The sequence below is a fragment of the Piscinibacter sp. PDB5-1 genome (assembly GCF_056676035.1).
The window spans coordinates 304,391-329,187 of the sequence record NZ_JBWVZL010000002.1 but is presented as its reverse complement, the minus strand read 5'-3'; the positions used below and the strand labels follow the sequence as shown (position 1 = coordinate 329,187).

The window sequence follows — 24,797 nt, the reverse complement described above, 5'->3', positions numbered from 1 at the left end:
CTGGCTCACAGTGCGAACCCTGTCGTGGCGGCTCAGAAGGGCGCGTCGTCCTTGCCCACCACGTCGGCCTTGCGAATGCGCACGGCCGCCTTCTTCTTCGGCGGCTCGACCGGGGCGACGGGGGCTTGCAGCGTGGCGGCCAGCGCGTCTTCGGGGGTCAGCTCGGCACCGTCAGCGCCCGGCGCGGCCGTGTTGCCGGCGGCGTCTTTGATGACGCGGGTGTAGGGCGCGAGCACGCCCACCAGTTGGCCGTAGACGCGCGGGTTGCCGGCGACCAGCTCGCGCTGGTACATGAAGTCGGACTCGCCGGTGAAGTTGCCGACCAGGCCCCCGGCCTCGGTGATGATGAGCGAGGCGGCGGCAATGTCCCAGGGGTTGAGTCCGGTCTCGAAGAAGCCGTCGTAGTAGCCGGCGGCCACGTAGCAGAGGTCGAGCGCGGCGGCGCCGGGGCGGCGCAGGCCGGCGCACAGCGGCATCAGCTCTTCGAACATCTTCATGTAGCGCTTGAAGTTGTCGCCCTTGCGGAAGGGAAAGCCGGTGCCGATGAGGCAGTCGCTCAGGCGCGTGCGCTTCGAGACACGCAGGCGCTTGTCGTTCAGGAAGGCGCCCCGGCCCTTCGAGGCATAGAACAGGTCGTTGCGGGTCGGATCGAAGACGACCGCCTGCTGGATCTGGTCGCGGTAGGCCAGCGCGATCGAGACCGCGTACACCGGAAAGCCGTGGATGAAGTTGGTCGTGCCATCGAGCGGGTCGATGATCCAGACGTATTCGCTGTTCTTCGCGCCGTGCGTGCGGCCTGACTCTTCGGCCAGGATGCCGTGGCCGGGGTAGGCGGTGAGCAGGGTGTCGATGATCAGCTCTTCGGCCTTGTGGTCCACCTCGGTCACGAAGTCGTTGGCCGACTTGGTGGTGATCTTCAGCAGGTCCAGGTCGAGCGACGCGCGGTTGATGAAGGCCCCGGCGGAGCGGGCCGCCTTGACGGCCACGTTGAGCATGGGGTGAAGCGCTTGCGACATGGGTGTACCTGCGAGGGGAAGGGCGAGGGGCTGGGGCTGGGAAAGAGCGCGGCGCCGAAGGCGCCAGACCGCGCCGGGGTGCCCGACGGGATAATCCGCGAGTTTACCCGTGCCCCCATGTCGAACACCCCTCTGAACCCCACCCGATTCGTGTTGCTTCACACCAGCCACCCCGGCAACGTGGGGGCGGCGGCACGCGCGATGAAGGTGATGGGCTTCGGCGACCTGGTGCTGGTGGCGCCGCGTTTTGCCGACGTGCTGTCGCAGGAAGACACGGTGGCGATGGCCAGCGGCGCGGCCGACGTGTTGGCCCGGGCGCGCGTGGTCGGCACGCTGACCGAGGCGCTCGACGGCATCAGCTTCGCCTGCGCCACGGCCATGACGCCGCGCGACTTCGGCCCGCCCACCCATGCGCCGCGTGATCTGTTTGCCACGCTGGCGGCGAGCGACCACCGGGTGGCGTTCGTGTTCGGCTCCGAGCGCTATGGCATGAGCAACGAGGACGTGTACCGCTGCCATGCCTGCCTGAGCATCCCGACGCACCCCGACTACGGCTCGCTCAACCTCGCGCAGGCCGTGCAGGTGCTGGCCTACGACTGGCGGCAGGCGCTGGGCGGCTTCGGCGTGGCGCCGCGCACGACGAGTGCCGAGCGGGCCGACGTGGCTTCGGTGCAAGGCGCGCTGGCGCATTGGCAACAGGCGTTGGTGGACATCGGTTTTCTCGACCCCGCCGCGCCGCGCAAGCTGATGCCGCGGCTGAACCAGTTGCTCAACCGCGCCGAGCTGAGCCCGGAAGAGGTCCACATCCTGCGGGGCATTGCACGCGCCGCACAGAAGGCCGCTGGCAAAGTTGACAGTGCCTGAGCCGGCGTGAAACGAGGCCCGCCGGTACACTGCGGCGCACCTCTTTGGGCCTCATTCGCCATGTTCCAGCGTCTCCGTGAAGACATCGCCTGCATCCTCGAGCGCGACCCCGCCGCGCACTCGTCGTGGACGGTGCTCACCTGTTACCCCGGCCTGCATGCGCTGGTCTTGCACCGCTGGGCACATGCCTGCTGGACGGCCGGCTTTCGCTGGCTGGGGCGCTTCATCTCGCACCTCGCGCGCTTCTTCACCGGGATCGAGATCCACCCCGGCGCGGTGATCGGCCGGCGCGTGTTCATCGACCACGGCATGGGTGTCGTCGTCGGTGAAACCGCCGAGATCGGCGACGACTGCACCATCTACCAGGGCGTCACGCTCGGCGGCACCTCGCTCTACAAAGGCGTGAAACGCCACCCCACGCTTGGCAAGGGTGTGGTGGTGTCGGCTGGCGCCAAGGTGCTGGGCGGCTTCACGGTGGGCGACGGTGCGCGTGTGGGCTCGAACGCGGTGCTGCTCAAGCCCGTGCCGCCCGGGGCGACGGCGGTGGGCATTCCCGCGCGCATCGTGCAAAAGACCGACGGCGAGGCCAACCGCGAATCGGCCTTCTCGGCCTACGGCGTGACGCAAGGCGACGACCCGGTGTCGCAGGCCTTGAAGGGCCTGGTGGACAACGCCGCCGGCCACGAGCACCAGATCGCCTTGCTGTGGCAGGCGATCGAGAAGCTCTCGGGCACCCGGCGGCCGGACTGCGTGCCGAGCGACGCGCACACCACCGAGCAGTTCGACGCGGACCGGCTGAATCAGTTGGTGAAGTGAGGGCGGTGCGCGGCTGAGCCCGCCTCGTGCGGGCTAGGCTCGCAGCGCCGACTTCGGCCGGAACGCCTTGCACACCGCGTCGTGGGTGCGCAGGTAGGGGCCGCCGATCAGGTCGATGCAGTACGGCACCGCGGCGAAGATGCCGTGTGCCGGTGGTTCTTCGTTCGGCAGGCCTTGCAAGGTCTCGGCGATGGACTTCGGCTGCCCCGGCAGGTTGATGATCAGCGCCTTGCCTCGGATCACCGCCACCTGCCGCGACAGGATGGCCGTGGGCACGAAGCGCAGGCTGATCTGGCGCATCTGCTCGCCGAAGCCGGGCATCTCGCGGTCGGCGACGGCCAGCGTGGCCTCGGGGGTCACGTCTCGGGGTGCCGGGCCGGTGCCGCCCGTGGTGAGCACGAGGTCGCAGCGGGCCGCATCGACCAGCTCGCGCAAGGCGGCGCTGATGCCATCTTGCTCGTCGGGGATCAAACGCGTTTCCCAGTGGATGGGGTTTTGCAGCGCGCTGTCGAGCCAGGTCTTCAGCGTCGGGATGCCCTTGTCTTCGTAGACGCCCGCCGAGGCCCGGTCGCTGACCGAGACTAGGCCGATGCGCACGGTGTCGAGTGCGTCACTCATCGCTCGGCTCCTGCGCGCGGATGTACTGGAAGAGTTCGCGGTAGGCGCGCCCGCTGCGCTGCTCGGGGGCGACGGCGGCGTCCTTGCGGGCCGCGCGGATCAGGCTGCGCAGCTGCTGCAGGTCGCTTTGCGGGTAGTCGGCCGCCCAGCGCGTCAGCGCGTCGTCGCTGGCGATCAGCTCGTTGCGCCAGCGTTCGGCTTCGTGCAGCGCCAGAGCGTCTTTGGCGCGGCCGAGCTGCATGGCCACCACGGCTTCGCGGATCGGTTCGGTGTCGCTCATCCGCATCAGCTTGCCGATGTATTGCATCTGGCGGCGGCGACCCTCGAACGTCTTGGTGCGCTTGTAGTCGGCCACGGCCGTGCGCAGGGTGTCGGTGATGTCGAGCCCTTCGAGCCGGCTCTCGGGCAGGGCCACCAGGGCTTCACCCAGGGCTTGCAGCTCGTGGCTTTGTTTCTTGAGCTGGGTCTTGCTCGGCCGGTCGTCCTCGTCCATGGGTTCGGGCTGCAAAGGCGCGTCGAAACTGGGCGGGGCACGGCGGGACATGGGGCATCAACTCAAGGGAAAAGCGGCCGGTATCATAGCTCTGGCCCTTTGTTTGCCCTCGGTCTCGCCACCCGCCACGCCTGGCTTCAAGCCCCGTCCGCATGCCCACCTCCAAAGCTCCCGAACACGGCTTCTCGTACACGCGCGAGACCTTCCAGCAGCTGGTCGAAGACGCGCTCAAGCGGGCCAAGTCGCTCGGGGCGAGCGATGCCGGGGTGGAGGTGTCCGAAGGCGCGGGCCTGTCGGTCTCGGTGCGCAAGGGCGAGGTCGAAAACGTCGAGCGCAACCGCGACAAGTCGATGGGCGTCACCGTGTATGTGGGCCGCCGTCGCGGCAACGCCAGCACGTCCGACTTTTCGCCGGCCGCGCTCGCGCAAACGGTGCAGGCTGCCTACGACATCGCCCGCTTCACCGCCGAAGACCCGGCCGCCGGCCTGCCCGACGCCGAAGACCTGGCCACCGGTGAGCTCGCCACGCGCGACCTCGACCTCTTCCATCCCTGGGCGATCAACGCCGAGCGCGCGGTCGAGCTGGCCATGCGTTGCGAGGCCGCGGCACTGGCGGTGGACCCGCGCATCACCAACTCAGAAGGCGCTGGCGTGTCGGCCCAGCAGTCGCACTTCTTCGCGGGCAACACACGCGGCTTTCGCGGGGGCTACGCCAGCTCGCGGCATTCGCTGTCGGTGGCGCCGATCGCCTCGCTGCCGGGCAAGGGCGGCGACGACATGCAGCGCGACGCGTGGTACAGCTCGATGCGCTCACCCGACGAACTGGCCGCGCCCGAAGCGGTGGGGCGCTATGCCTCGGAGCGTGCGCTGTCGCGCCTGAAGTCGCGCAAGATCCAGACCTGCGAAGTGCCGGTGCTGTTCGAATCGACGCTCGCGGCCGGCCTGCTGGGGGGCTATGTGCAGGCCACCAGCGGCGGGGCGCTGTACCGCAAGTCCACGTTCTTGCTGGACAGCCTGGGCCAGCAGGTGCTGCCCGAGCACATCGACATCCACGAAGACCCGCACGTGCCGCGCGCCAAGGGCAGCGCGCCCTTCGACGACGAAGGCGTGGTCACCCGCGTGCGCGACGTGGTCAAGGGTGGCGTCGTGCAGGGCTACTTCCTGTCGAGCTACTCGGCGCGCAAGCTCAACATGAAGACCACCGGCCACGCCGGCGGTTCGCAGAACCTAACGCTCGCGAGCCGCCTCACGCAAACCGGCGACGACCTCGATGCGATGCTGCGCAAACTCGACCGCGGGCTCTTCGTGATCGAACTGATGGGGCAGGGCGTCAACTACGTCACCGGCGATTACTCGCGCGGCGCGGCGGGCTTCTGGGTCGAGGGCGGGCGGATCAAGTACCCAGTGCACGAGATCACCATCGCCGGCAACCTGCGCGACATGTTCAAGGGCATCGTCGCCGTCGGGGCCGACGCCTACACGATGGGCTCCAAGACCATCGGCTCGGTGCTGATCGACCGCATGAAGATCGCGGGCCTGTGACCGGCCCGAACGCTGCGGACCTGTCGCGAAGCTGACGCGGCCCGGCGGGGTAAATACCGGGAGAACCCTGATCCTCGACTTCTAGAATGATTTGATCCCGGCGGTCGCCGAGGGGGCTGCCGGGGCCAACCCTTCTGAGGAGTTTGTTGATGGAACGTCGTTCCTTTATCCGCAAGACCGGCATCGCCGGCGTGCTGGCGGCCGGTGCCGCGCCGGCCATCGTGCAGGCCCAGGCCAACATCCGCTGGCGCCTCGCCTCCAGCTTTCCGAAGTCGCTCGACACCATCTACGGCACGGCCGAGGTGTTCTCGAAGAAGGTCAGCGACATGACCGGCGGCAAGTTCGTGATCTCGGTGCACGCCGGCGGCGAAATCGTGCCGCCCTTCGGCGTGGTCGATGCCGTGCAGAACGCCACCGTCGAGATGTCGCACACCGCGCCGTATTACTTCTATGGCAAGAGCGAGGTCTTCTGCCTCGGCTGCGCGATTCCCTTCGGGCTGAACGCACGCCAGATGACCGCCTGGATGTACGAAGGCAACGGCCTCAAGCTGATGCGCGAGTTCTACGCCAAGTACAACATCATCAGCTTCCCGGGCGGCAACACGGGCGCGCAGATGGGCGGCTGGTTCCGCAAAGAGATCAAGACCGTGGCCGACCTGAAGGGGCTGAAGTTCCGCTCCAACCCGTTCGCCGGCCGCGTGCTGCAGCCCTTCGGCGTGGTGCCGCAGTCGCTGGCCGGTGCCGACATCTACCCGGCGCTCGAAAAGGGCACGCTCGACGCGGCCGAATGGGTCGGCCCCTACGACGACCAGAAGCTCGGCTTCAACAAGGTGGCGCCGTTCTACTACTACCCCGGCTGGTGGGAAGGCGGCCCGCAGCTCGACTTCTTCATCAACACCAAGGCCTGGGAAGGCCTGTCGGCCGAGTACAAGGCCATCGTCGAAGCGGCGGCCTCGCACGCGCACGTGACGATGAACGCGAAGTACGACGCCAAGAACCCGATCGCGCTGAAGCAACTGGTGGGCAGCGGCACCAAGCTGCGCGCCTTCCCGGGCCCGGTGATGACGGCGGCCTACAAGTCGGCCCAGCAGATCTATGCCGACCTGTCAAAGAACAACCCCGAGTGGCGCAAGATCTACACCGACTACGCCAAGTTCCTGGCCGACGAGAACATGTGGTTCCGCTTCACCGAAGGCACCTTCGACCGCTTCATGCAGTCGCAGAAGAACTGACGGGCGCTGCGCCTCCTGCCAAGGCCCCGCACGCGGGGCCTTTTTCATGCGCGCGGGGGCGCGTGCGGTGGGGCGTGTCAGCGCTCGGTGGCCTGCAGGCGGTGCGCGGCCACGGCGGCCATGAACTCGCGCAGCAGGCGGGCGTCGGCCGCGTTGAACCACTGGATGGCACCGCTGCGTTGCCGCACCAACAGGCGCGGGGCCACGATGGCCGAGAACCACGGCCAGTGCACGAGCTTGAGGCTGGCGACGTCGCTGGCCTTGGCGCGCTTCGTCCACAGCCAGGTCTGCACGAGTTCGTCGCCATCGAGCCGCGTGCGGCTGTGGACGATCCAGTAGCCCATCCACACGATGCACAGGTAGGCCAGGCCGAGCAGCGCCATGCCCTGCCACGACCACGCGGCCTGCCGCCACGTGCTCAGCGTGAGGCCGGCGCCGATGGCCAGCGCCGCCGTCAGCAGCACGGCCATCACCCGCGCGAAGGGCGGGAAGGCGGCGCAGTCGGGCGGCAGCTGCGAAGGCGCTTCGCTCATGAACCGGCCGATGCGGCCGGCGCCGTGGGCTCGGGTTCGGCCGGAGCGTCCTTGAACAGGTTGTCCGGGTTCATGTCGGGCTCGGCATCGACCTCGGGCTCGGCCGGCGTGTCTTCATCGACGGGCATCTCGATCTTGACCTTGTCGAGGTCGATCACCTGCTCTTTGTCGAGGAAGACCGTTACCGTCTGCGGCACGAAGATCACGATCACCACCAGCAGCAGTTGCATCACCACCCAGGGCACGGCGCCGAGGTAGATGTCGCGCGACTCGACCTTGCGCGGCAGCGTGCCGCGCTTGAACAGCGTGTCGGCAATGCCGCGCAGGTAGAACAGCGCAAAGCCGAAGGGCGGGTGCATGAACGAGGTCTGCATGTTCACGCACAGCAGCACGCCGAACCACACGAGGTCGATGCCCAGCTTGGCGGCCACCGGCCCGAGCAGCGGCAAGATGATGAAGGCGATCTCGAAGAAGTCGAGGAAGAACGCCAGGAAGAAGATGAACGCGTTGACCACCAGCAGGAAGCCGATCTGCCCGCCGGGCAGGTCGGTCAGCAGGTGCTCGACCCACTTGGCACCATCGACGCCCTGGAAGACCAGCGAGAACACGCGCGAGCCGATCAGGATGAACACCACCATGGCGGTCAGCCGCATGGTGCCGGTGGCGGCTTCGCGGATGAGCGACCAGTTCAGCCGCCGGTAGAGCGCCGCGAGGATGAACGCGCCCGCCGCACCCATTGCGCCGGCTTCTGTGGGGGTGGCGATGGCGTGGTCCATCCACGGCAGGCCACCCATGGTGCCGAGCACCGCGAAGATCAGCAGCGCCGACGGAATGATGCCGCGCAGGCACTTCGACCACAGCGCCCAGCCCTGCAGGGTGCGCGCCTCTTTGGGCAGCGCCGGCATGTGGTCGGGCTTCACGCGGCTCAGGATGAAGGTGTAGAGCGCGAAGATCAGCACCTGCAGGATCGACGGCCCCCACGCGCCCTTGTACATGTCGCCCACCGAGCGGCCGAGCTGGTCGGCCATGACGACCAGCACCAGCGAGGGCGGCACCAGCTGCGTGATCGTGCCCGAGGCCGCGAGCACGCCGGTCGCGTAGCGCATGTTGTAGTTCCAGCGCATCATGACCGGCAGCGAGATCATCGCCATCGCGATCACCTGGCCCGCCACGGTGCCGGTGATGGCCCCGAGGATGAAGCCGACGATGATCACCGAGTAGCCCAGCCCGCCGCGCACCGGGCCGAACAACTGGCCCATCGAGTCGAGCATGTCTTCGGCGAGGCCGCACTTCTCGAGGATGGCCCCCATCAGCGTGAAGAACGGGATCGCCAGCAGCAGGTCGTTCGACAGGATGCCGAACACATTCAGCGGAATGGCCGACATGAACTCGGGCGGGAACCACCCCATGCCGATCGCGATGAAGGCGCACAGCAGGCCCAGCGCCGACAGCGAGAACGCGACCGGGTAGCCAATCAGCATCACGATCACCAGCCCCGCGAACATCAGCGGGGCGAACTGCTCCATCGTCATGCCGAACCCTCTTCAGATGCGTGTGCCGTGCACTGTTGCGGTGTAGCGCCCTGCCGGTTCATTGCAGCGGCCTTTCGTAGTGCAGGTCCATCTCGTACTTGTTCATCAGCCAGGCGATGCGCTTGATCACCTCGGCCACGCCTTGCAGGATCATCAACGCGAAGCCCAGCGGCAGCATCAGCATCGCCGGCCAGCGGATCAGCCCGCCCGCGTTGCCCGACATCTCGTTCGTGGTGAACATGTTCATGAAGAGCGGCCATGACAGCCACAGCATCAGGCCCATCACAGGCAGCAGGAAGACGATCAACCCGAACAGGTCGATGCACACCTGCAGGCGTGGCGGGTAGCGGCCGTAGAGCACGTCCACCCGTACGTGCTCGTTGACCCGCAGCACCTGCGCCGCGCCCAGCATCACGCAGGCGGCGAACAGGTACCACTGGATTTCGAGGTACGCGTTCGAGCTGTAGTCGAGGCTGTAGCGCACGACGGCGTTGGCTGCGCTGATGAAGCACGAAGCGACGACGGCCCACTTGGCGATGCTGCCGAAGCGGTCGGTCACCCAGTCGATCAGGCGAACCAGGGTCAAGAGGCTGGACACGGCGGTCTCCGGGGAAGGTCAGGCCGACAACGTCGATCAGACTCCAAGTTTGGGCGCAGCGCCAGAGGCGCACTGCACGGAACCTGGCGGCGCGAGGCTGGCGGCCGGGGCGGCTTCAGCCGCCGCTCTGGGCTGCGTTGTAGAGCTTGGTCGAGCGTGCGCCGCTGCGGCAGAAGGCGAGCAGGGGGCGGGGCAACTCGGCCAGCAACGCGCCGAAGGCGGCGATCTCTTCGGGCGACTGGTAGGCGCCGTTCACCGGCAGGTAGGCGTAGCGCAGGCCGGCGGCCAGGGCGGCGGCCTCCATCTGTGCGCTGGTGGGCTGGTCGGGGCCGCCTTCGAAGTCGGGGCGGTTGTTGACCACGCTCTTGAAGCCCTGTTGCGCGGCCCAGGCCATCGCCGAGGGCTCGAGTTGCGGTGCGACGCAGACGCCGTCACCCACTTGCTGGACTGACACAGGCTGGCTCATGAGGACTCCTTGTTGCGTTCAGCGGCTGAGCGCCTGCTTGACCGCCGCCGACACCTGGCCCATGTCGGCCTTGCCGGCGAGCTGCGCCTTCACCGCGCCCATCACCTTGCCCATGTCGCCGGGGCCCGAGGCGCCCAGGTCGGCCACGATCTGGGCGACGGCGGCGGCGATCTCGTCGGTGCTCATGCGCTGGGGCAGGTAGCCCTCGAGCACGGCCAGCTCGGCGGCCTCTTTCTCGACCAGGTCGGTACGGCCGGCGGTGGTGAACTGCGCGATCGAATCTTTGCGCTGCTTGATGAGCTTGTCGATGATGCCGACCACGGCCGCGTCGTCGAGCGTGATGCGCTCATCGACTTCTTTCTGCTTCAGCGCGGCGAGCAGGCCGCGAATGGTGAGCAGGTGCGCCGAGTCTTTGGCGCGCATGGCGGTCTTCATGTCTTCGGTGATCTGGTCTTTGAGGCTCATCGTCAGTCTCGGCTGGGCAGTGGGGCAGAGAGGATTGCAGAAATGCGGGGGCTTGAAACAACAAAGCCCGCATGGTGCGGGCCTTGGTGGGCAGAGCGTTGGAGGCTCGTGCGGCGAGCGATCAGTACAGACGCTTCGGCAGCTGCATGCTGCGGATGCGCTTGAAGTGACGCTTCACGGCGGCAGCCTTCTTGCGCTTGCGCTCGGCGGTGGGCTTTTCGTAGAACTCGCGGGCGCGCAGGTCGGTCAGCAGGCCCAGTTTCTCAATCGTGCGCTTGAAGCGGCGCAGGGCCACGTCGAAAGGCTCGTTCTCTTTAACGCGAATCGAAGTCATAAATACAGAGGTTGGTGCGCTCGGTGTTCGCCCGGTTTCCAAGGAGGAGTTTCCGGAATCCTGCCTCGGGGCTAGGACGAATCGACGCGCGGGTTTGCCGGCAAAGACGCGGATTATAGCCAGCGAAATGCGCCTTGCAAGCGCGCGGTTAGTGGCCGCTCCCGGCCGTCGCGGCCATGCCGCGGGCGCAGGCAGCGGCGCTCGCCCAGGCCCACTGGAAGTTGTAGCCGCCCAGCCAGCCAGTCACATCGACCACCTCGCCAATGAAGTGCAGGCCGGGCACGCGCTGGCTTTCCAGGGTCTGCGAGCTGAGTTCGCGTGTATCGACGCCGCCGGCCGTGACTTCGGCCTTTTTGTAACCCTCGGTGCCACTGGGCACGAGCGACCAGCCCTGCAGCCCCTGGGCGAGGGCCTGCAGGTCGCGGTCGCGCGTGTCGGCCAGCGGGCGGGCAGCGAGTTCGCCCTGGCCGGCGAGCCAGGCCTCGGCCAACCGCGAGGGCACCAGCGTCGCCAGCACATTGCCCACCTGCCGCTTGCCGCCGCTCTTGGCTGCGATCAGCTCGGCGGCGAGGTCGCGGCCGGGCAGCAGGTCGATGGTGAGCGGCTCGCCGGGGCGCCAGAAGCTCGAAATCTGCAGGATCGCCGGGCCGCTCAGCCCCCGGTGGGTGAACAGCAGGTCTTCGTGGAAGCGCGTCGAGGCCTTGCCGGTGCCGGCCGTGATCGCCACCGGCAGCGACAGGCCTGACAGCGTGGCAAACGGCGCCCAGCCCGCCGCGTCGAAGGTCAGCGGCACCAGCGCCGGCCGCGTCTCGACCAACCGGTGGCCGAACTGCTTGGCGAGCCGGAAGCCGAAGTCGGTCGCGCCGATCTTCGGGATCGACAGGCCGCCGGTCGCCACCACCACGCGCGTGGCGCGCACCGGGCCGCGCGCGGTGTCGAGCTCGAAGCCGCCGTCTACCTGACGCACCGCCTGCACTCCGCACGGCTGCCAGCGTGTCACGCTGCCTTGTTCGCATTCACGCAAGAGCATGCCGATGATGTCTTCGGCCGACTCGTCGCAAAAGAGCTGGCCCTTGTGCTTTTCATGGAAGGCGATGCGGTGCCGCTGCACCAGCCCAATGAAGTCTTGCGGCGTGTAGCGGGCCAGCGCCGAGCGGCAAAAGCGCGGGTTCTCGGACAAAAAATTCGCCGGCCCCGCGTCGCGGTTGGTGAAGTTGCAGCGCCCGCCGCCCGAGATGCGGATCTTCTCGGCGATGCGCTCGGCGTGGTCCACCTGCAGCACCTTCAGGCCCAGTTGCCCGGCCATGCCGGCGCAGAACAGGCCCGCTGCTCCGGCACCGACAACAACGACATCGAATTTCTGCATCAGGCCGAGACAGGCAAGGAACGATCAAGCAACGCCCAAGGGTCCGGCTTTGCCGGCCGATGGGTGGCGCCCCGTGGGGGCAGGAGCGGGAGCGACTGGGGGGCTGTATCAACCTTTCCAGACGAACGGAAACTTCACCTGCTTCCAGAAGCCATTGGGCACGTAGTCGCCCACCACGCCGTACTGGTTCGGCCATTTGCGGTCGGCCTTCACGGCGGTGCCGAAGAGGTAGTCCAAGAACGCGAAGTGCGCCGCGTAGTTCTTGTCGATGGCCTCGTTGTCTTGCGAGTGGTGCCAGTGGTGGAAGTTGGGCGTGACGATCAGGTAGCGCAGCGGGCCGAGCCGCACGCTCACGTTCGCGTGGTTGAACACCGCCTGGAAGCCGACCACGAGGATGTACGCGTCGATCACCTCTTTGCTGAAGCCCAGCACGTAGATGGGGGCCAGCACCAGCGTGCGCGTGATCAGCAGTTCGAGGATGTGCTGGCGCGAGCCGGCCAGCCAATCCATGCTCTTGACGCTGTGGTGCACCGCGTGCAGCCGCCACAGCGTGGGCACCTCGTGGTACGCGCGGTGCGTCCAGTACTGCACGAGGTCGGCCACCAGCACGATCAGGAACAGCGCCACCCAGAAGTTCAGCCCCGCCACGAAGCCGCGGATGCCGTCGTTCGAGGCCCAGCCGAAGAGCTTGTGCACCAGCAGGTTGGTCGCCAGCAGCACGAAGCCGACGATCAGGTGGTTGACGATGAAGTGGTGGAAGTCGGTCTGCCACTCGGCGCGAAACACCGGCTGGTCTTTTCGCAGCGCCCAGAGCTTCTCGATGAAGATGAAGATCAGCGTCGAGCCCAGCAGGTCGAGGATGAACCAGTCGAGCCCGATGTAAGGCGTGTTGTCCGGAAAGTCATTCACCGGCACCTTGTGCCCGCCGAGCGTGAGCGTCAGCGCGATCAGCACGAAGGCGGCCGCCGACAGCCAGCGCACGCGGCCTCGAATGATGTTGAACAGCGACAGGCTGCCCGACAGCACCAGCGCGCCGAGCATCACCTTGCGGATCACATCGACGTCGTACGACTTGCGCAGCTGCGGCGTCGTCAGGTACTCGGGAAAGTGAAACGCCAGCACGCCCAGAAAGCACAGGATCGCCAGCGAAAGGGCAATCACCCCCGAGACCATGCCCTTGCCGGGCTGCAGCGCCCCGTGTGATTCGGTGAGTTGGTTGAGCTTGTCGAGTTCGATCATCGCGTGGCCCTCCCTTCCCGTGGCCGGCCGCGATTATCCCGAGCGCGAGGCCGACTGCTCCTCGGGGTGTTCACCCGTCAGCGCCTCGCGCGTGCGCAGCAGCGCCTGCACCTGCTGCATCAAGGGCCCCGGCGCGGGCTTTTCGCCGCTCACGACCGACTGGATGTAAAGCGCCGTGGTCGCGGCATCGCAGGTGCGCGGCAGCACCGGCAGCTCGCGCAGCACGCCGTCGTGCGCCGGTACCGACAGGTCCGCGCGCAACTGGCCGTGCACGAACACGTCGAGCCGGGGCACGCGGCGCGGGTCGGCCACCGGCTCGCCTTCGGTGCCGCGCATCAGCATCGCGTTGGCCTGCGTGTGCTGCAGAAAGTCGGTCAGTGTGTGCCCGTACTCGGGGTGCGTGTAGTTCACCACCCGCACCGCCTGCGAGCCCGGGCAGGGGTCGAGCAGCTTGGCCACGGTGTGGGCCGGGTTGCGCAGGCCGATCACCCAGCGCGCGTCGAGCAGGCGCGCCAGCGGTGGGCACAGCACGTCGGTGCGCATGTAGACCGGCTCGTGCCGCGCCCAGGCCTGCGTCACGTCTTCGGCGTCGCGGGCGATGGGCAGGCCCAGGTCGTGAAAGATGTCGGCCGTGGTGACGCGCGTCGGGTCGTCGGGCATGCCGTGCACCAGCACCGGCACCTCTTCTTGCGCGAGCAAGAGCGCCAGCAAGGGCACGAGGTTGGGCAGCTTGCGCGCGCCGTTGTACGAGGGCAGCACCACCACCGGCCGCGGGCAGGGGATGGCCAGGCAGCGCTCGCGCGTCGCCTGCAGAAAGCCCGCGAGCTCTTCGGTCGTTTCGCCCTTGATGCGCATGCCGATGGCGAAGGCACCGAGTTCGAGGTCGCTGACCTTGCCGTCGAGCACCAGGCTCATCAGGTCATGCGCCTGCTCGCGGTTCAGCGAACGTGCGCCGTCTTTGCCCCGGCCGATTTCTTTGATGTAGTGGCTGATGGTCATTGCTGTGCTCCCGGCACCCGCAGGTCCGCAAGACGCGGGCCAAGGGTGGGGCGCGATTTTAGGGAGGGGTGGGGGCCCGGCGGCTTGTCCCCGGGCAGGGCGGGGCTTCGGCGGGCTCTGCCCGAACGGCGCACGGTGGACGCGAAGGCCGCGCGGCCCACCGTCCCTCACACCGCCTGCAAGCGCCCCTTCACCAAGCGCCGCAACTCGGGGATGCACGAGCCGCAGTTGGTGCCGCACTTGAGCTGGCCCTGCAGCTGCGCGAGTTGTGCGTCGTCCGAACCGCTGCACGCCTTCAGCGTGGCGACGATGTCGGGCTCGGTCACGTTGAAGCAGGTGCACACCTGGCGGCCGCGCGACTGCACGGCCATCGGTGCCTTGGCACCGGGCGAGAGCAGCAGGCGGCCGTAGGCCTGCGCGGGCAACTCGTCTTGCAGCAAGGGCTTGACCCACAGCTCGGCGCTGATGTCGCCGGCCAGCACGAAGCCTTCGAGCTGCGTCTGCCCGTTGACCTGGTCGAGCCGCATGCTGCGGCGCTGGCCCTTGCGCTTGTCCACGTAGCGCAGCACCTCTTTGCCGTCGAGCCCGAGGATGCCTTCGATCTGCGCCAGCAGCTCGGGGGGCGCGGCCTCGTAGGCGGCGGCGCGAAACAGCACGCCGCTGCGCTCGCGACCGAAGGGCACGCAGGTGGCGAAGGCGAAGGCGCGCATCAGCGGCTTCAACTGCTCGCGGGCGCGCAAGGCCTGGTCGTGCGGCAGCCAGGCCACGCCGAGCAGTCGCCAGGGCAGCTCGGCGCGCAGCACCTTCACGGCGGTGTGCTTGAGTTCGGGTTGCTTGGATGTGGGGCAGTAGGCCGGCGTCGTGACGGCGTTGATGCCGTAGGCACGTGCACCCGTGCCGCTGCTGCCCGAGAGGAACTCTTCGCCCCAGTGCATGGCGACGAAGGCCTGCGTGGGGGCGACTTGGTCGGTGCCGTGCGCGGGCAGCACGATCGAGCCGCGCCGCGAGGTCACGTGCACGAGGTCGCCTTCGACCAGGTGCAGCCGGGCCATGTCGCTCGGGTGCAGGTCGGTGCTGGGCTCCGGCACGTGGCCGAACAGGCGGCCCAGCGTGCCGGTGCGGCTCATGCCGTGCCACTGGTCGCGCAGCCGGCCGGTGGTCAGCGAGAAGGGGTAGCGCGCGTCGCGCGGCTCGGCCACGGGCATGTAGGGCACGTCGGCAAAGCGCGCGCGCCCATCGGCGGTGGGAAAGACGCCGTCTTCGTACAGCCGCGCCTTGCCTTCGCTCGCGCCTTCGGGAAAGGGCCACTGCGCGGGCGCAGCGTCGATGCGGGCATAGCTCAGGCCGGTGATGTCAAGGTCGCGCCCGCGGGTGCTCTCGCGGTGTTCGTTCCAGATGGATTCGGCGCTGTCGTAGGCAAAGAGCGAGGGTCGGCCGGGGCGCAGGCGGGCTTCGAGCCGCTGGGCGAATTCGGTGGCGATGGCCCAGTCGTGCCGCGCATGGCCGGGCGCGGGCACGGCCGGGTGCACGCGGCTGATGCGGCGTTCGCTGTTGGTGACGGTGCCGTCTTTTTCTCCCCAGGTGGTGGCGGGCAGCAAGAGGTCGGCGTATTCGCAGGTGGTGGTCGTGGCGAAGGCTTCTTGCACGACGATGAACTCGGCGCGTTCGAGCGCGCGGCGCACCACGGCCTGGTGCGGCATCGACTGCGCGGGGTTGGTGCAGGCGATCCACAAGGCCTTGATCTGGCCATCGGCGGCGGCCTCGAACATCTCGACCGCGCTCTTGCCCGGCGTGGCGGGCACGTCGTCGACACCCCACAGCGCCGCCACCTCGGCGCGGTGCTGCGGGTTCGCCAAGTCACGGTGCGCGCTCAGCAGGTTCGACAGGCCGCCGACCTCGCGCCCGCCCATGGCGTTGGGCTGGCCGGTCAGCGAGAAGGGGCCGGCGCCTGGCTTGCCGATCTGCCCGGTGGCGAGGTGCAGGTTGATCAGCGCGGCGTTCTTCGCGGTGCCGGCGCTGCTCTGGTTGAGGCCCTGGCAATAGAGCGACAGCGTGCGTTTGCCCGCTTCGCCAAACCAGCGTGCGGCCTGCACCAGCGCGTCTTCGTCGATGCCGCAGAGCTTGGCCGCTTCTTTCGGCGTGAAGTCGCGCACCCGGTTGCGCAGCGCGTCGAAGCCCTGGGTGTGGGCGGCGATGTAGGCCGTGTCGGTGAGGCCTTCCCACAGCAGCAGATGCAGCATGCCGTGGTACAGCGCGACGTCGGTGCCAGGCAGGATCTGCAGGTGCAGGTCGGCGGCTTCGGCGGTTTCGGTGCGGCGCGGGTCCACCACGACCATGCGCAGGCCGGGCTTCGAGGCCTTGGTGTCTTCGATGCGGCGGTAGAGGATGGGGTGCGCCCACGCGGCGTTCGAGCCGGTGATGAACAGCGTGTCGGCGTGCGGGATGTCGTCGTAGCAGGCCGGCGGGGCGTCGGCCCCCAGCGTGGCCTTGTAGCCGGCCACCGCGCTGCTCATGCACAGGCGCGAGTTCGTGTCGACGTTGTTGGTGCCGATCAGGCCCTTGGCGAGCTTGTTGAAGACGTAGTAGTCCTCCGTCAGCAACTGGCCCGAGAGGTAGAAGCCCACCGCGTCGGGGCCGTGCGCCTTGACGACCTGCTCGAAGCGGTCGACGGCGGTGTCGAGTGCGTCCGTCCACGACACGGTGTGCGGCGTGGCGCCCCGGTGCGCGCGCAGCGCAGGGTGAAACAGCCGGGCCTGCGTGGTGATGGGCGCCGTGGCGGTGTGGTGCAGCGTGCTGCCCTTGGTGCACAACCGGCCGAAGTTCGCCGGGTGCTCGGGGTCGCCACGCACGCCGACGATCTGCGTGCCGCGGGTTTCGATGAGCACGCCGCAGCCCACGCCGCAGTAGGGGCAGGTGCTGCGCGTTTCTTGGCTGGCCGGATGGATGGGAATCTGTCGCATGGGGCGAACGCTGGCGAAAAGGTCGGCGAGTGTCGCTGACCAGCGTTGCACGATGCGTGCCGAGGTGGGCACCCGGCCGTGACAGCCCTCACGGATGGAGGGCTTTGAATGGCTCCGTGTCCCTCTCGCTGAGGGAGGGGAGGGGGCACTGCCTCACTCAGCCGCCGACCTGCGGCGGCGCGACGTTCGGCACCCACTCCCACCATTCGTGCTGGCCTTCGGCCGTGGTGTCGCGCTTGCGGTGGATGTCCCAGGTGACCAGGAAGTCGGGGTTCTGCACATCGACGCCCGAGGGCGCGTGCTTGTAGTGCCCCGGGGGCGCCTTGAACCACGCGTCGAGGTTGGGCGGCAAGATGAACTCGGCCGCTGCCACCGTGGTATCGGCATGGCGCAGCGCGAGCGTGATGCCCAACTCGGCGTCCACCTTCTGCACCGCGCCGGCCAGCTGTGTCTGCCGCAGCAGTTCGCCGGCCGATCCGAAATAGCTCAGGCCGACCACGCAGGTCTTGCCGATCACGTCGTCGAGGGTCATGTCGGGTTTGTCTGCGCCTTGACCTTCAGTGTGTGAGCGGCACCACGCCGACCTGCGGCATGTGGGCCAAGCCGATGTCGCGGGCGTGCTCTTCGAAGCCCTTGTTCTTCCAGAAGAAGGCGCCCGGCATCGTGGTCGGAATGACGAGGATGTAGAACAGCGCGCGGCCGATCAAAGACGTGGCCAGCAGCAGCCCGGCGCTCAGCACCAGGGCCGCGGCACCCAGCAGGTTGAGCGCTTCGTCGGCCAGCAGGCTGCCGAACAGCACGCCCATCAGCAGCACGTTGGCGCCCAGCAGCACGTTGCGCAGCAGGTAGGTCTTGCCGAAGGTGGTGGTCTGCACGTAGTACGAGGCGCCACCTTCGTGTTCGGCGCTTCGCAGGTCGCGCGAGTGGCCCCAGTGGCCAACGCCTTCGATCAGCAGGCCCAGCAGCACGACGCCCGTGCACACCGCAGCCGCCAGCTCGACCGGCTGTGCGGACAGGGCCAGCGTCGGCAGCAGCACCGCACCGACCAGCGTGCCGCCCAGCGACAGCGCATTGCCGACGAAGGCCGTGCCGACTTGCCAGTGGTTCCAGAACGGCCGGGCGCGGATGCGGTAGCAGCGGTTCATGTAGTACAGGCCGACCGCACCGGCCACGAGACTGAACCAGCCGGCCACCGTGGCCGCCTGATCAACCAGGGGCAGGGCGGCCAGCCCGCCGAGCGTGCCGCCCAAGAGGCCGGTCCAGAACCCTTCGTAGGCCGCATTGCCGAAGAGCCCGAAGCCGATGTGCGCGCCCAAGCCAGCGATGAACAGGGCGATGCCCAAGCCTTCACGCGAGACCGGCGAATGCCGCAGGTTGTTGAAGCCCCGGTAGAAGCGGTGCGGCTTGCCCAGGTGCATGGTCGACATGAAGAGGCCGAAGTTCACCAGCAAGAACAGGCCGACCAGCGTGGCCGTGTAGACACCCGTTTGCGCGAAGCCGGTGAAGGCGTCGAGCCCGAACTGCGCGCCCAGAAACAGCAGCGCGAACGCACCCAGCACCGCCTGCGCCGACAGCGTGAACAGCACCAACGGGTTTTCGCGCGACGACAGGCGCTTCAAGTTCCAGTGGCGCGCCTTGCCCTGCTTCTGGTCGATGGTCGGCTTGTACAGGCCGTTCGCGTCTTTGTGGTACTTCACCGGTGCCGAGTCGGTGCGCTTCATCTCGTCGGGCAGCTGCTTGATCTGCTGGAAGCGGATGTTCGGGTGCGTGATGTCGGGCGACGGGAAGCCGGGCAGGTTGGCCAGTGCCTGCTCGCGCCGGTCGGGCACGGTCTCGATCACGCCGAAGTCGAGTGCGTTGCCCACGCAGGCCGACACGCAGGCGGGTTTCAGGCCCACTTCGAGGCGGTCCACGCACATGTTGCACTTCGAGACCTGGCCCTTGATCGGGTCGAGCTGCGGCGCGTTGTACGGGCACACCCAGGTGCAGTAGCCGCAACCGAAACAGGTTTCGGGGTCTTGCAGCACCGCGCCGTACTCGACGTGCTTGGTGTAGGCGCGGGTCGGGCAGCCCTTCAGGCACACCGGGTCATCGCAATGGTTGCAGGCCATCGAGATGTTCATGCGCTTGTAGTCGGGGAAGCTGCCGCCCTCGACATAGCCCACCGAACGGAAGGCGATGTGCGCCGGGTTCTCGTTCTTCTCGCTGCACGCGGCTTCGCAGGCGTGGCAGCCGATGCAGTTGTCGGCCGTGAAGAAGAAGCCGTGCTGCTTGTTTCGGTGGGGGTTGTCGCCCACCGCCGGGTTCTCGTTGATGTACATCGAGCGGCCCACGGGCAACTGGCCCTGGGTGTGCTCGATCAGGTCGATGGCCTGGCCGTAGCGGTTTTTCTGCGGGATGTCTTTCGCCTTGAGGAAGGCGTAGTGCTGTTCCTCGGTGCGGATTTCCCAGATCTTGCGCGGCTTTTTCTGGGGGTCGTGGCCCAGGATGGCTTCGCCGGTTTTCTTGTCGATTTGGATGTTCAACATGGCGTGGCCTCAGTTCAGAACGTGCGGCGCTCGAGGTTCAGTCGCGCGGCTTCTTGTTGGTCGATGTGCTCGACGCGCACCGCGTTTTGCTTGAACGCCGGTTGGCGCGAATACGGGTCGAGCAGGCCCAGCGTGAGCCGGTTCACGCAGTCGTGAAAGTGGAAGGGGATGAACAGCATGTCGCGGCCCACGCGGTGCGTGAGCTGCACCATCACCACCGCGTCGCCGCGGCGGCTCACCAGGCGAACATAGCTCGAATGCTCGATGCCCAGCTCGGCGGCGGCGTCGGGGTTCATCTCCATGTAGGGCGTCGGGCTGAACTTGTTGCAGTTGCCGATCTTCCCGGTGCGCGTGCGGGTGTGGAAGTGCTCGACCACGCGGCCCGAGTTCAACCAGAACGGGTACTCGGCGTCGGGGCACTCGTTGTTGTTGACGAAGCGCACCGGCAGCAGGTTGGCGCGGCCATCGGGCGTCTGGAACTTGCCGTCGGTGTACAGGCGCGGGTTGCCCAGGAAGTCGTAGCGCGTCTTCATGTCGAAGCTGCCGGTGGCGCCCACGCGCGTGGCGTCGTTCGCGGCCTGCTCTTCGCTGTACGGCCACTGGATGCCGCGCGCGGCCTCGATGCGGTCGTAGCTCATGCCCGAGATGTCGAGCGTGCGGCCCTCGCCCTTCGAGAGCAGCTTCATTTCTTCGAACGCGCCCTCAGGCGTCTCGGGGAAGTGGATCTTGTTGCGGTCTTCGAAGCGCTTGGCCATCTGGTTGAAGATCCAGAAGTCGGGCTTGCTGTCGGCATAGGCCGGCAGCACATTGCGCGTGAGGTTCACGCGGCGCTCGGTGTTGGTGTGGCAGCCTTCCTTCTCGGCCCACACGGCCGCCGGAAAGTACACGTGCGAGTACTTGTTGGTCTCGACGTCTTCGTAGACGTCTTGCACCACGAGGAATTCGAGGTTCTCCATCGCCTTGCGGATGCGCGGCTGGTTGGGCATCGAGGTCATCGGGTTGGTGGCGACCAGCCACAGGCCCTTGATTTCGCCGGTTTCGATGGCCGGGAAGATGTCGGTCTGCGCCAGCCCGCGTGCCGGCGGGAAGAAGCTCTCGTCGATGCCCCAGAAATCGGCCACGTGCTTGCGGTCTTTTTCTTTCTCGAGCAGGCGGTAGCCCGGCAGGCCCGAGCACGACGACCACTCGCGCGTGCCCATCGCGTTGCACTGGCCGGTGATCGACAGGCTCGTGCCGCCAGGCTTGCCGATGTTGCCGGTGATGAGGTTGAGGTTGTTGATGTTCACCACGCCGTCCGAGCCGTGGGTGGACTGGTTGATGCCCATCGTCCAGATGCTCATCGCGGCCGGGGCCTTGGCGTAGATGCGCGCCACGGTGCGGATGCGGTCTTCGTCGATGCCGCAGATGTGCTGTGCGGTCTTGGGGTCGTAGTCGGCGACCAGCGCACGCAGCTCGTCGATGCCCTTGGTGTGGGCCGCGATGTAGGCGTCGTCTTGCAGGTTCTCTTTGAAGATGACATGCATCATCGCGTTGATGAGCACGGTGTCGGTGCCTGGCGTGATGGGCAGGTGGATGTCGGCGAACTGCGCCAGCATCGTCACGCGCGGGTCCACCACGATCAGCGGGAACTTGCGCTTCTCGAGCGCTTCTTTCAGCCGCCAATAGATGATGGGGTGCTGCTCGGGCAGGTTCGATCCGAAGGCCATCAGGCAATGCGTGTGCTCGAAGTCGCCGTAGCAGCCGGGCGGGCCGTCGGAGCCGAACGAGCGCTTGTAGCCCGACACCGCCGAGGCCATGCACAGCGTGGTGTTGCCGTCGTAGTTGTTGGTGCCGATCTGGCCGCGCACCAGCTTGCCCAGCGTGTAGAACTCTTCGGTGAGCAGCTGGCCGGTCGAGACCACCGCGAACGAGTCGCGGCCGTACTTGGCCTGGATCTCCTTGATCTTCTCGGCGGTCTTGTCGAGCGCGGCGTCCCAGCTCGCGGGCTGGAAGGGCAAGTGCGCCTTCTCGCGCATCAGCGGCATCATCCCGCGGCCTGGCGAGTCGAACAGCTCGTGTTCGAGCAGGCCCTTGATGCACAGCTTGCCACGGTTGACGTCAGCGCCCGCGTGGCCGCGGCTGGTGACGATCTTTCCGCTGTCGTTCAGGCCGATCTCGATGGCGCAACCGGTCGAGCAGTAGTTGCAGGTCGTGTACTTCCATTCCTTGACCTCTTTGGCCGGAATGGTGATGGGCTTGCGGTTCTTGCGACCAAAAAGCATGCGAGGCTCTCGTACGGCAAACGGGTGATCAGGAATCGAGGGCGAGGGTGTTGAGCTCGGCGGCGTCCAGGTGGACAACGCCGTTCTCGACCTTCACTTGAAACGGGGTGGTGCAACCTTCGTCGGGCTCGTGCGCGCAGCCGGTCCCGAGGCCGATGCTCCAGTTGTGCAGGGGGCAGGCGACGCTTTCGCCATAGACGATGCCCTGGCTCAGCGGGCCACCCTTGTGCGGGCACTTGTCGAGCAGCGCGAACACTTTGTTCTGGTCGTTGCGAAACACAGCGACGGCCACGCCTTGCGCGCGCTCGACACGGCGTGCACCCAGCACGGGAATGTCTTCAATACGGCAGAGGGGCTTCCACTCGCTCATCTTCTTGTCCTTGCTGCAATCGAGGGCCACGACCTGCGACGGATGTGCAGGGGCCAGGGGCTGGGGCGCTTGCGAGGCGCCACCGGCTGCGGGGGATCAACCCAGGGTGAGGGCGCTGAACTGGCGCGTGTCCAACTGCGCCTTGTCGAACTCGAACCACGGGTCGGGCTCGCCGTCGAGCGCGAACTTCAGCTGCGCCCACAGCGCGCGGCGCCCCTCGTGGTCGTCGAGGATTCGCTGCTTCACGTAGTCGAGGCCCACGCGGTTCACGTAGTGCACCGTGCGTTCGAGGTACCAGCCCTCTTGGCGGTACAGCTCACAGAAGGCGCCCGTGTACTCGATGACCTCTTCGGCCGTCTTGAGCTTCACGAAGAAGTGCGCCACCTCGGTCTTGATGCCGCCGTTGCCGGCGATGTACATCTCCCAGCCCGAATCGACGCCGATCACGCCCACGTCCTTGATGCCCGACTCGGCGCAGTTGCGCGGGCAGCCGCTCACCGCGAACTTCACCTTGTGCGGCGCGTACATGCGCCACATGGCGCGCTCGAGGTCTTTGCCGAGCTGGGTGCTGTTCTGCGTGCCCATGCGGCACCACTCGCTGCCCACGCAGGTCTTCACGGTGCGCAGCGCCTTGGCGTAGGCATGGCCGCTGGGCATGCCGATGTCTTTCCAGACGTTGACGAGGTCTTCCTTCTTCACGCCCAGCAGATCGATGCGCTGGCCGCCGGTGACCTTGACGGTGGGGATCTGGTACTTGTCCACCACGTCGGCAATGCGCCGCAGCTCGCTGGCCGTGGTCTCGCCGCCCCACATGCGCGGCACCACCGAGTAGGTGCCGTCTTTCTGGATGTTGGCGTGGCTGCGCTCGTTGATGAAGCGCGATTGCGGGTCGTCTTTCGCTTCTTTCGGCCAGGTGCTGATCAGGTAGTAGTTGATCGCCGGGCGGCAGCTCGAACAGCCGTTCGGCGTGCGCCAGCCCAGGGCCTTGTACACGCCGTCGATGCTCAGCAGCTTTTGCTCGCGGATGGCGTCGCGCACCTCCTGGTGGCTGTTGTCGCTGCAGCCGCACATGGCCTTCTTCTTCGGCGTGGCCGAGTAGTCGCCACCGGCCGTGAACATGATCAGCTGCTCGACCAGCCCCGTGCACGAGCCGCACGACGCGCTGGCCTTGGTGTGCTTGCGCACCTCTTCGAGCGTGAACAGGCCTTTCTCTTTGATGGCCTTGCAGATGCTGCCCTTGGTGATGCCGTTGCAGCCGCAGACCTCGTCGCTGTCGGCCATGGCGGCGGCCTTGCTGTGGCCCTGGTGGCCGGTGTCGCCGATGTTCGACTCGCCGAACATCAGCTTGTCGCGGATGTCTGTGACCTTGCGGCCGTCGCGGATCAGCTTGAAGTACCACGAGCCATCGACCGTGTCGCCGTACATGCAGGCGCCGACGAGCTTGTCGTCCTTGATGACGAGCTTCTTGTAGACGCCGCCGTACGGGTCGCTCATCACGATTTCTTCGCAGCCCTCGCCGCCCATGAAGTCGCCGGCCGAGAACAGGTCGATGCCGGTGACCTTGAGCTTGGTGGACGTCTGCGAGCCCGTGTAGCGTCCGATGCCGAACTCGGCCAGGTGAGTCGCGCAGACCTTGCCCTGCTCGAACAGCGGCGCCACCAGGCCGTAGGCGATGCCGCGGTGCGCCGCGCATTCGCCCACCGAGTAGATGCGCGGGTCGGTGATGGTCTGCATCGTGTCGTTGACGACGATGCCCCGGTTGCAGTGCAGGCCGATCTTTTCGGCCAGTTCGGTGTTGGGGCGGATGCCGGCGGCCATGACCACCAGGTCGGCCGGCAGCTCGGTGCCGTCCTTGAACTGCACGGCCATCACGCGGCCGCCCTTGCCGCCGTCCTGGTCGCCGATGAGTGCCTGCGTCTGCGCGCCGATCATGAACTTCAGGCCGCGCTCTTCGAGCGACTTCTGCAGCAGCTTGCCGGCCGAGTCGTCGAGCTGGCGCTCCATCAGCCACGGCATGATGTGGACGACCGTGACCTGCATGCCGCGCAGCATCAGGCCGTTGGCGGCCTCCAAGCCCAGCAGGCCGCCGCCGATCACGACGGCGTGCTTGTAGGTGGCCGCCGCCTCGATCATGGTGTTGGTGTCGGCGATGTCGCGGTAGGCGATCACGCCTTGCAGCTCTTTGCCCGGCACCGGCAGGATGAACGGGTTCGAGCCGGTGGCGATCAGCAGGCGGTCGTACGGCTCTTCGGTGCCGTCTTCGGCGCGCACGATGCGGTTCTTGCGGTCCACATGCACGACCTTCTTGCCCAGGTGCAGCGTGATGTGGTTCTCTTCGTACCAAGACAGCGGGTTCAGGACGATCTCGTCGAGCGTCTGCTCGCCGGCCAGCACCGGCGACAAGAGGATGCGGTTGTAGTTCGGGTGCGGCTCGGCCCCGAACACGGCGATGTCGTACAGGTCGGGGGCGATCTTCAGCAGCTCTTCGAGCGTGCGAACGCCGGCCATCCCGTTGCCGATCATCACCAACTTCATCTTCTTCATCCGGCGGTCCTTCTGCGAGGTA

At 67.2% G+C, this 24,797-nt stretch carries 22 protein-coding genes; 4 read left to right on the top strand and 18 right to left on the bottom strand.

What is annotated here, in order from left to right; genetic code table 11:
* Nucleotides 1–32: 32 nt before the first annotated feature.
* On the bottom strand, nucleotides 33–1,016 hold the full coding sequence (locus AC1KAT_RS08870) for an inositol monophosphatase family protein (protein ID WP_480324911.1): 984 nt from the start codon (nucleotides 1,014–1,016) through the stop codon (nucleotides 33–35).
* A gap of 117 nt (nucleotides 1,017–1,133) precedes the next feature.
* Here AC1KAT_RS08870 and AC1KAT_RS08865 point away from each other — a divergent pair, with 117 nt between their 5' ends.
* A complete protein-coding gene (locus AC1KAT_RS08865; RefSeq protein WP_480324909.1) occupies nucleotides 1,134–1,880 on the top strand; it encodes an RNA methyltransferase in 747 nt (248 codons plus the stop codon).
* Nucleotides 1,881–1,940: 60 nt separating this feature from the next.
* Nucleotides 1,941–2,696 carry a serine O-acetyltransferase gene (gene cysE, locus AC1KAT_RS08860; protein ID WP_480324907.1) on the top strand — a complete coding sequence of 252 codons (756 nt, stop codon included), beginning with the start codon at nucleotides 1,941–1,943 and terminating at the stop codon, nucleotides 2,694–2,696.
* Between the two features lie 33 nt (nucleotides 2,697–2,729).
* Here cysE and mog read toward each other — a convergent pair whose 3' ends face one another.
* Together mog and yjgA are read right to left on the bottom strand one after the other, a co-directional pair.
* Nucleotides 2,730–3,314, bottom strand: coding sequence for a molybdopterin adenylyltransferase (gene mog / locus AC1KAT_RS08855; RefSeq protein ID WP_480324905.1), 585 nt, complete (start codon nucleotides 3,312–3,314; stop codon nucleotides 2,730–2,732).
* On the bottom strand, nucleotides 3,307–3,858 hold the full coding sequence (yjgA, locus tag AC1KAT_RS08850; protein ID WP_480324903.1) for a ribosome biogenesis factor YjgA: 552 nt from the start codon (nucleotides 3,856–3,858) through the stop codon (nucleotides 3,307–3,309). Before yjgA ends, mog begins: the two co-directional genes overlap by 8 nt.
* A 101-nt stretch (nucleotides 3,859–3,959) precedes the next feature.
* On the opposite strand from yjgA, the gene pmbA reads away from it, so the two are divergent.
* Together pmbA and AC1KAT_RS08840 are read left to right on the top strand one after the other, a co-directional pair.
* Nucleotides 3,960–5,348 carry a metalloprotease PmbA gene (gene pmbA / locus AC1KAT_RS08845; RefSeq protein ID WP_480324901.1) on the top strand — a complete coding sequence of 463 codons (1,389 nt, stop codon included), beginning with the start codon at nucleotides 3,960–3,962 and terminating at the stop codon, nucleotides 5,346–5,348.
* Nucleotides 5,349–5,497: 149 nt separating this feature from the next.
* The gene (locus tag AC1KAT_RS08840; protein ID WP_480324899.1) at nucleotides 5,498–6,580 is read left to right on the top strand and encodes a TRAP transporter substrate-binding protein; all 1,083 of its coding nucleotides are present in this window, start codon (nucleotides 5,498–5,500) and stop codon (nucleotides 6,578–6,580) included.
* Nucleotides 6,581–6,657: 77 nt separating this feature from the next.
* Here the strand turns inward: AC1KAT_RS08840 and AC1KAT_RS08835 are convergent, their stop codons facing one another.
* The 15 genes from AC1KAT_RS08835 to nirB all read right to left on the bottom strand — a co-directional run bounded on the left by AC1KAT_RS08835 (nucleotide 6,658) and on the right by nirB (nucleotide 24,775).
* Nucleotides 6,658–7,113: a hypothetical protein gene (locus AC1KAT_RS08835; protein ID WP_480324897.1), complete on the bottom strand. Its 456-nt coding sequence runs from the start codon at nucleotides 7,111–7,113 to the stop codon at nucleotides 6,658–6,660.
* Nucleotides 7,110–8,645: a TRAP transporter large permease gene (locus AC1KAT_RS08830; protein WP_480324895.1), complete on the bottom strand. Its 1,536-nt coding sequence runs from the start codon at nucleotides 8,643–8,645 to the stop codon at nucleotides 7,110–7,112. Before AC1KAT_RS08830 ends, AC1KAT_RS08835 begins: the two co-directional genes overlap by 4 nt.
* 58 nt (nucleotides 8,646–8,703) lie before the next feature.
* The gene (locus AC1KAT_RS08825) at nucleotides 8,704–9,243 is read right to left on the bottom strand and encodes a TRAP transporter small permease subunit (protein WP_480324893.1); all 540 of its coding nucleotides are present in this window, start codon (nucleotides 9,241–9,243) and stop codon (nucleotides 8,704–8,706) included.
* A gap of 115 nt (nucleotides 9,244–9,358) precedes the next feature.
* Nucleotides 9,359–9,709, bottom strand: coding sequence for a protein tyrosine phosphatase family protein (locus AC1KAT_RS08820; protein ID WP_480324891.1), 351 nt, complete (start codon nucleotides 9,707–9,709; stop codon nucleotides 9,359–9,361).
* An 18-nt stretch (nucleotides 9,710–9,727) separates the two neighbouring features.
* Nucleotides 9,728–10,174 carry a GatB/YqeY domain-containing protein gene (locus AC1KAT_RS08815; RefSeq protein ID WP_480324889.1) on the bottom strand — a complete coding sequence of 149 codons (447 nt, stop codon included), beginning with the start codon at nucleotides 10,172–10,174 and terminating at the stop codon, nucleotides 9,728–9,730.
* A 121-nt stretch (nucleotides 10,175–10,295) separates the two neighbouring features.
* On the bottom strand, nucleotides 10,296–10,508 hold the full coding sequence (rpsU, locus tag AC1KAT_RS08810) for a 30S ribosomal protein S21 (RefSeq protein ID WP_047503026.1): 213 nt from the start codon (nucleotides 10,506–10,508) through the stop codon (nucleotides 10,296–10,298).
* Nucleotides 10,509–10,656: 148 nt separating this feature from the next.
* Nucleotides 10,657–11,874, bottom strand: a complete 1,218-nt coding sequence (locus AC1KAT_RS08805; RefSeq protein ID WP_480324887.1) for a BaiN/RdsA family NAD(P)/FAD-dependent oxidoreductase — start codon at nucleotides 11,872–11,874, stop codon at nucleotides 10,657–10,659.
* A 108-nt stretch (nucleotides 11,875–11,982) separates the two neighbouring features.
* Nucleotides 11,983–13,113, bottom strand: a complete 1,131-nt coding sequence (locus AC1KAT_RS08800) for a sterol desaturase family protein (protein WP_480324885.1) — start codon at nucleotides 13,111–13,113, stop codon at nucleotides 11,983–11,985.
* A 33-nt stretch (nucleotides 13,114–13,146) separates the two neighbouring features.
* The gene (ybiB, locus tag AC1KAT_RS08795) at nucleotides 13,147–14,112 is read right to left on the bottom strand and encodes a DNA-binding protein YbiB (RefSeq protein ID WP_480324883.1); all 966 of its coding nucleotides are present in this window, start codon (nucleotides 14,110–14,112) and stop codon (nucleotides 13,147–13,149) included.
* Nucleotides 14,113–14,279: 167 nt separating this feature from the next.
* Nucleotides 14,280–17,072, bottom strand: a complete 2,793-nt coding sequence (locus AC1KAT_RS08790) for a nitrate reductase (protein WP_480324881.1) — start codon at nucleotides 17,070–17,072, stop codon at nucleotides 14,280–14,282.
* A gap of 157 nt (nucleotides 17,073–17,229) precedes the next feature.
* The gene (locus AC1KAT_RS08785; RefSeq protein WP_480324879.1) at nucleotides 17,230–17,604 is read right to left on the bottom strand and encodes a hypothetical protein; all 375 of its coding nucleotides are present in this window, start codon (nucleotides 17,602–17,604) and stop codon (nucleotides 17,230–17,232) included.
* A gap of 25 nt (nucleotides 17,605–17,629) precedes the next feature.
* Nucleotides 17,630–19,600 carry a DmsC/YnfH family molybdoenzyme membrane anchor subunit gene (locus tag AC1KAT_RS08780; RefSeq protein ID WP_480324877.1) on the bottom strand — a complete coding sequence of 657 codons (1,971 nt, stop codon included), beginning with the start codon at nucleotides 19,598–19,600 and terminating at the stop codon, nucleotides 17,630–17,632.
* Nucleotides 19,601–19,614: 14 nt separating this feature from the next.
* The gene (locus AC1KAT_RS08775) at nucleotides 19,615–21,861 is read right to left on the bottom strand and encodes a molybdopterin oxidoreductase family protein (RefSeq protein ID WP_480324875.1); all 2,247 of its coding nucleotides are present in this window, start codon (nucleotides 21,859–21,861) and stop codon (nucleotides 19,615–19,617) included.
* Nucleotides 21,862–21,889: 28 nt separating this feature from the next.
* Complete coding sequence (nirD, locus tag AC1KAT_RS08770) at nucleotides 21,890–22,231, bottom strand: nitrite reductase small subunit NirD (RefSeq protein WP_480324873.1); 342 nt, start codon at nucleotides 22,229–22,231, stop codon at nucleotides 21,890–21,892.
* Between the two features lie 96 nt (nucleotides 22,232–22,327).
* Nucleotides 22,328–24,775, bottom strand: a complete 2,448-nt coding sequence (gene nirB, locus AC1KAT_RS08765; RefSeq protein ID WP_480324871.1) for a nitrite reductase large subunit NirB — start codon at nucleotides 24,773–24,775, stop codon at nucleotides 22,328–22,330.
* Nucleotides 24,776–24,797: the final 22 nt, after the last annotated feature.

Bases quoted from the DNA above. Each gene is read 5' to 3' on its own strand.
- AC1KAT_RS08870 (WP_480324911.1), bottom strand. From the start codon at position 1,016: ATGTCGCAAGCGCTTCACCCCATGCTCAACGTGGCCGTCAAGGCGGCC.
- AC1KAT_RS08865 (WP_480324909.1), top strand. From the start codon at position 1,134: ATGTCGAACACCCCTCTGAACCCCACCCGATTCGTGTTGCTTCACACC.
- cysE (WP_480324907.1), top strand. From the start codon at position 1,941: ATGTTCCAGCGTCTCCGTGAAGACATCGCCTGCATCCTCGAGCGCGAC.
- mog (WP_480324905.1), bottom strand. From the start codon at position 3,314: ATGAGTGACGCACTCGACACCGTGCGCATCGGCCTAGTCTCGGTCAGC.
- yjgA (WP_480324903.1), bottom strand. From the start codon at position 3,858: ATGTCCCGCCGTGCCCCGCCCAGTTTCGACGCGCCTTTGCAGCCCGAA.
- pmbA (WP_480324901.1), top strand. From the start codon at position 3,960: ATGCCCACCTCCAAAGCTCCCGAACACGGCTTCTCGTACACGCGCGAG.
- AC1KAT_RS08840 (WP_480324899.1), top strand. From the start codon at position 5,498: ATGGAACGTCGTTCCTTTATCCGCAAGACCGGCATCGCCGGCGTGCTG.
- AC1KAT_RS08835 (WP_480324897.1), bottom strand. From the start codon at position 7,113: ATGAGCGAAGCGCCTTCGCAGCTGCCGCCCGACTGCGCCGCCTTCCCG.
- AC1KAT_RS08830 (WP_480324895.1), bottom strand. From the start codon at position 8,645: ATGACGATGGAGCAGTTCGCCCCGCTGATGTTCGCGGGGCTGGTGATC.
- AC1KAT_RS08820 (WP_480324891.1), bottom strand. From the start codon at position 9,709: ATGAGCCAGCCTGTGTCAGTCCAGCAAGTGGGTGACGGCGTCTGCGTC.
- AC1KAT_RS08815 (WP_480324889.1), bottom strand. From the start codon at position 10,174: ATGAGCCTCAAAGACCAGATCACCGAAGACATGAAGACCGCCATGCGC.
- rpsU (WP_047503026.1), bottom strand. From the start codon at position 10,508: ATGACTTCGATTCGCGTTAAAGAGAACGAGCCTTTCGACGTGGCCCTG.
- AC1KAT_RS08805 (WP_480324887.1), bottom strand. From the start codon at position 11,874: ATGCAGAAATTCGATGTCGTTGTTGTCGGTGCCGGAGCAGCGGGCCTG.
- AC1KAT_RS08800 (WP_480324885.1), bottom strand. From the start codon at position 13,113: ATGATCGAACTCGACAAGCTCAACCAACTCACCGAATCACACGGGGCG.
- ybiB (WP_480324883.1), bottom strand. From the start codon at position 14,112: ATGACCATCAGCCACTACATCAAAGAAATCGGCCGGGGCAAAGACGGC.
- AC1KAT_RS08790 (WP_480324881.1), bottom strand. From the start codon at position 17,072: ATGCGACAGATTCCCATCCATCCGGCCAGCCAAGAAACGCGCAGCACC.
- AC1KAT_RS08785 (WP_480324879.1), bottom strand. From the start codon at position 17,604: ATGACCCTCGACGACGTGATCGGCAAGACCTGCGTGGTCGGCCTGAGC.
- AC1KAT_RS08780 (WP_480324877.1), bottom strand. From the start codon at position 19,600: ATGTTGAACATCCAAATCGACAAGAAAACCGGCGAAGCCATCCTGGGC.
- AC1KAT_RS08775 (WP_480324875.1), bottom strand. From the start codon at position 21,861: ATGCTTTTTGGTCGCAAGAACCGCAAGCCCATCACCATTCCGGCCAAA.
- nirD (WP_480324873.1), bottom strand. From the start codon at position 22,231: ATGAGCGAGTGGAAGCCCCTCTGCCGTATTGAAGACATTCCCGTGCTG.
- nirB (WP_480324871.1), bottom strand. From the start codon at position 24,775: ATGAAGAAGATGAAGTTGGTGATGATCGGCAACGGGATGGCCGGCGTT.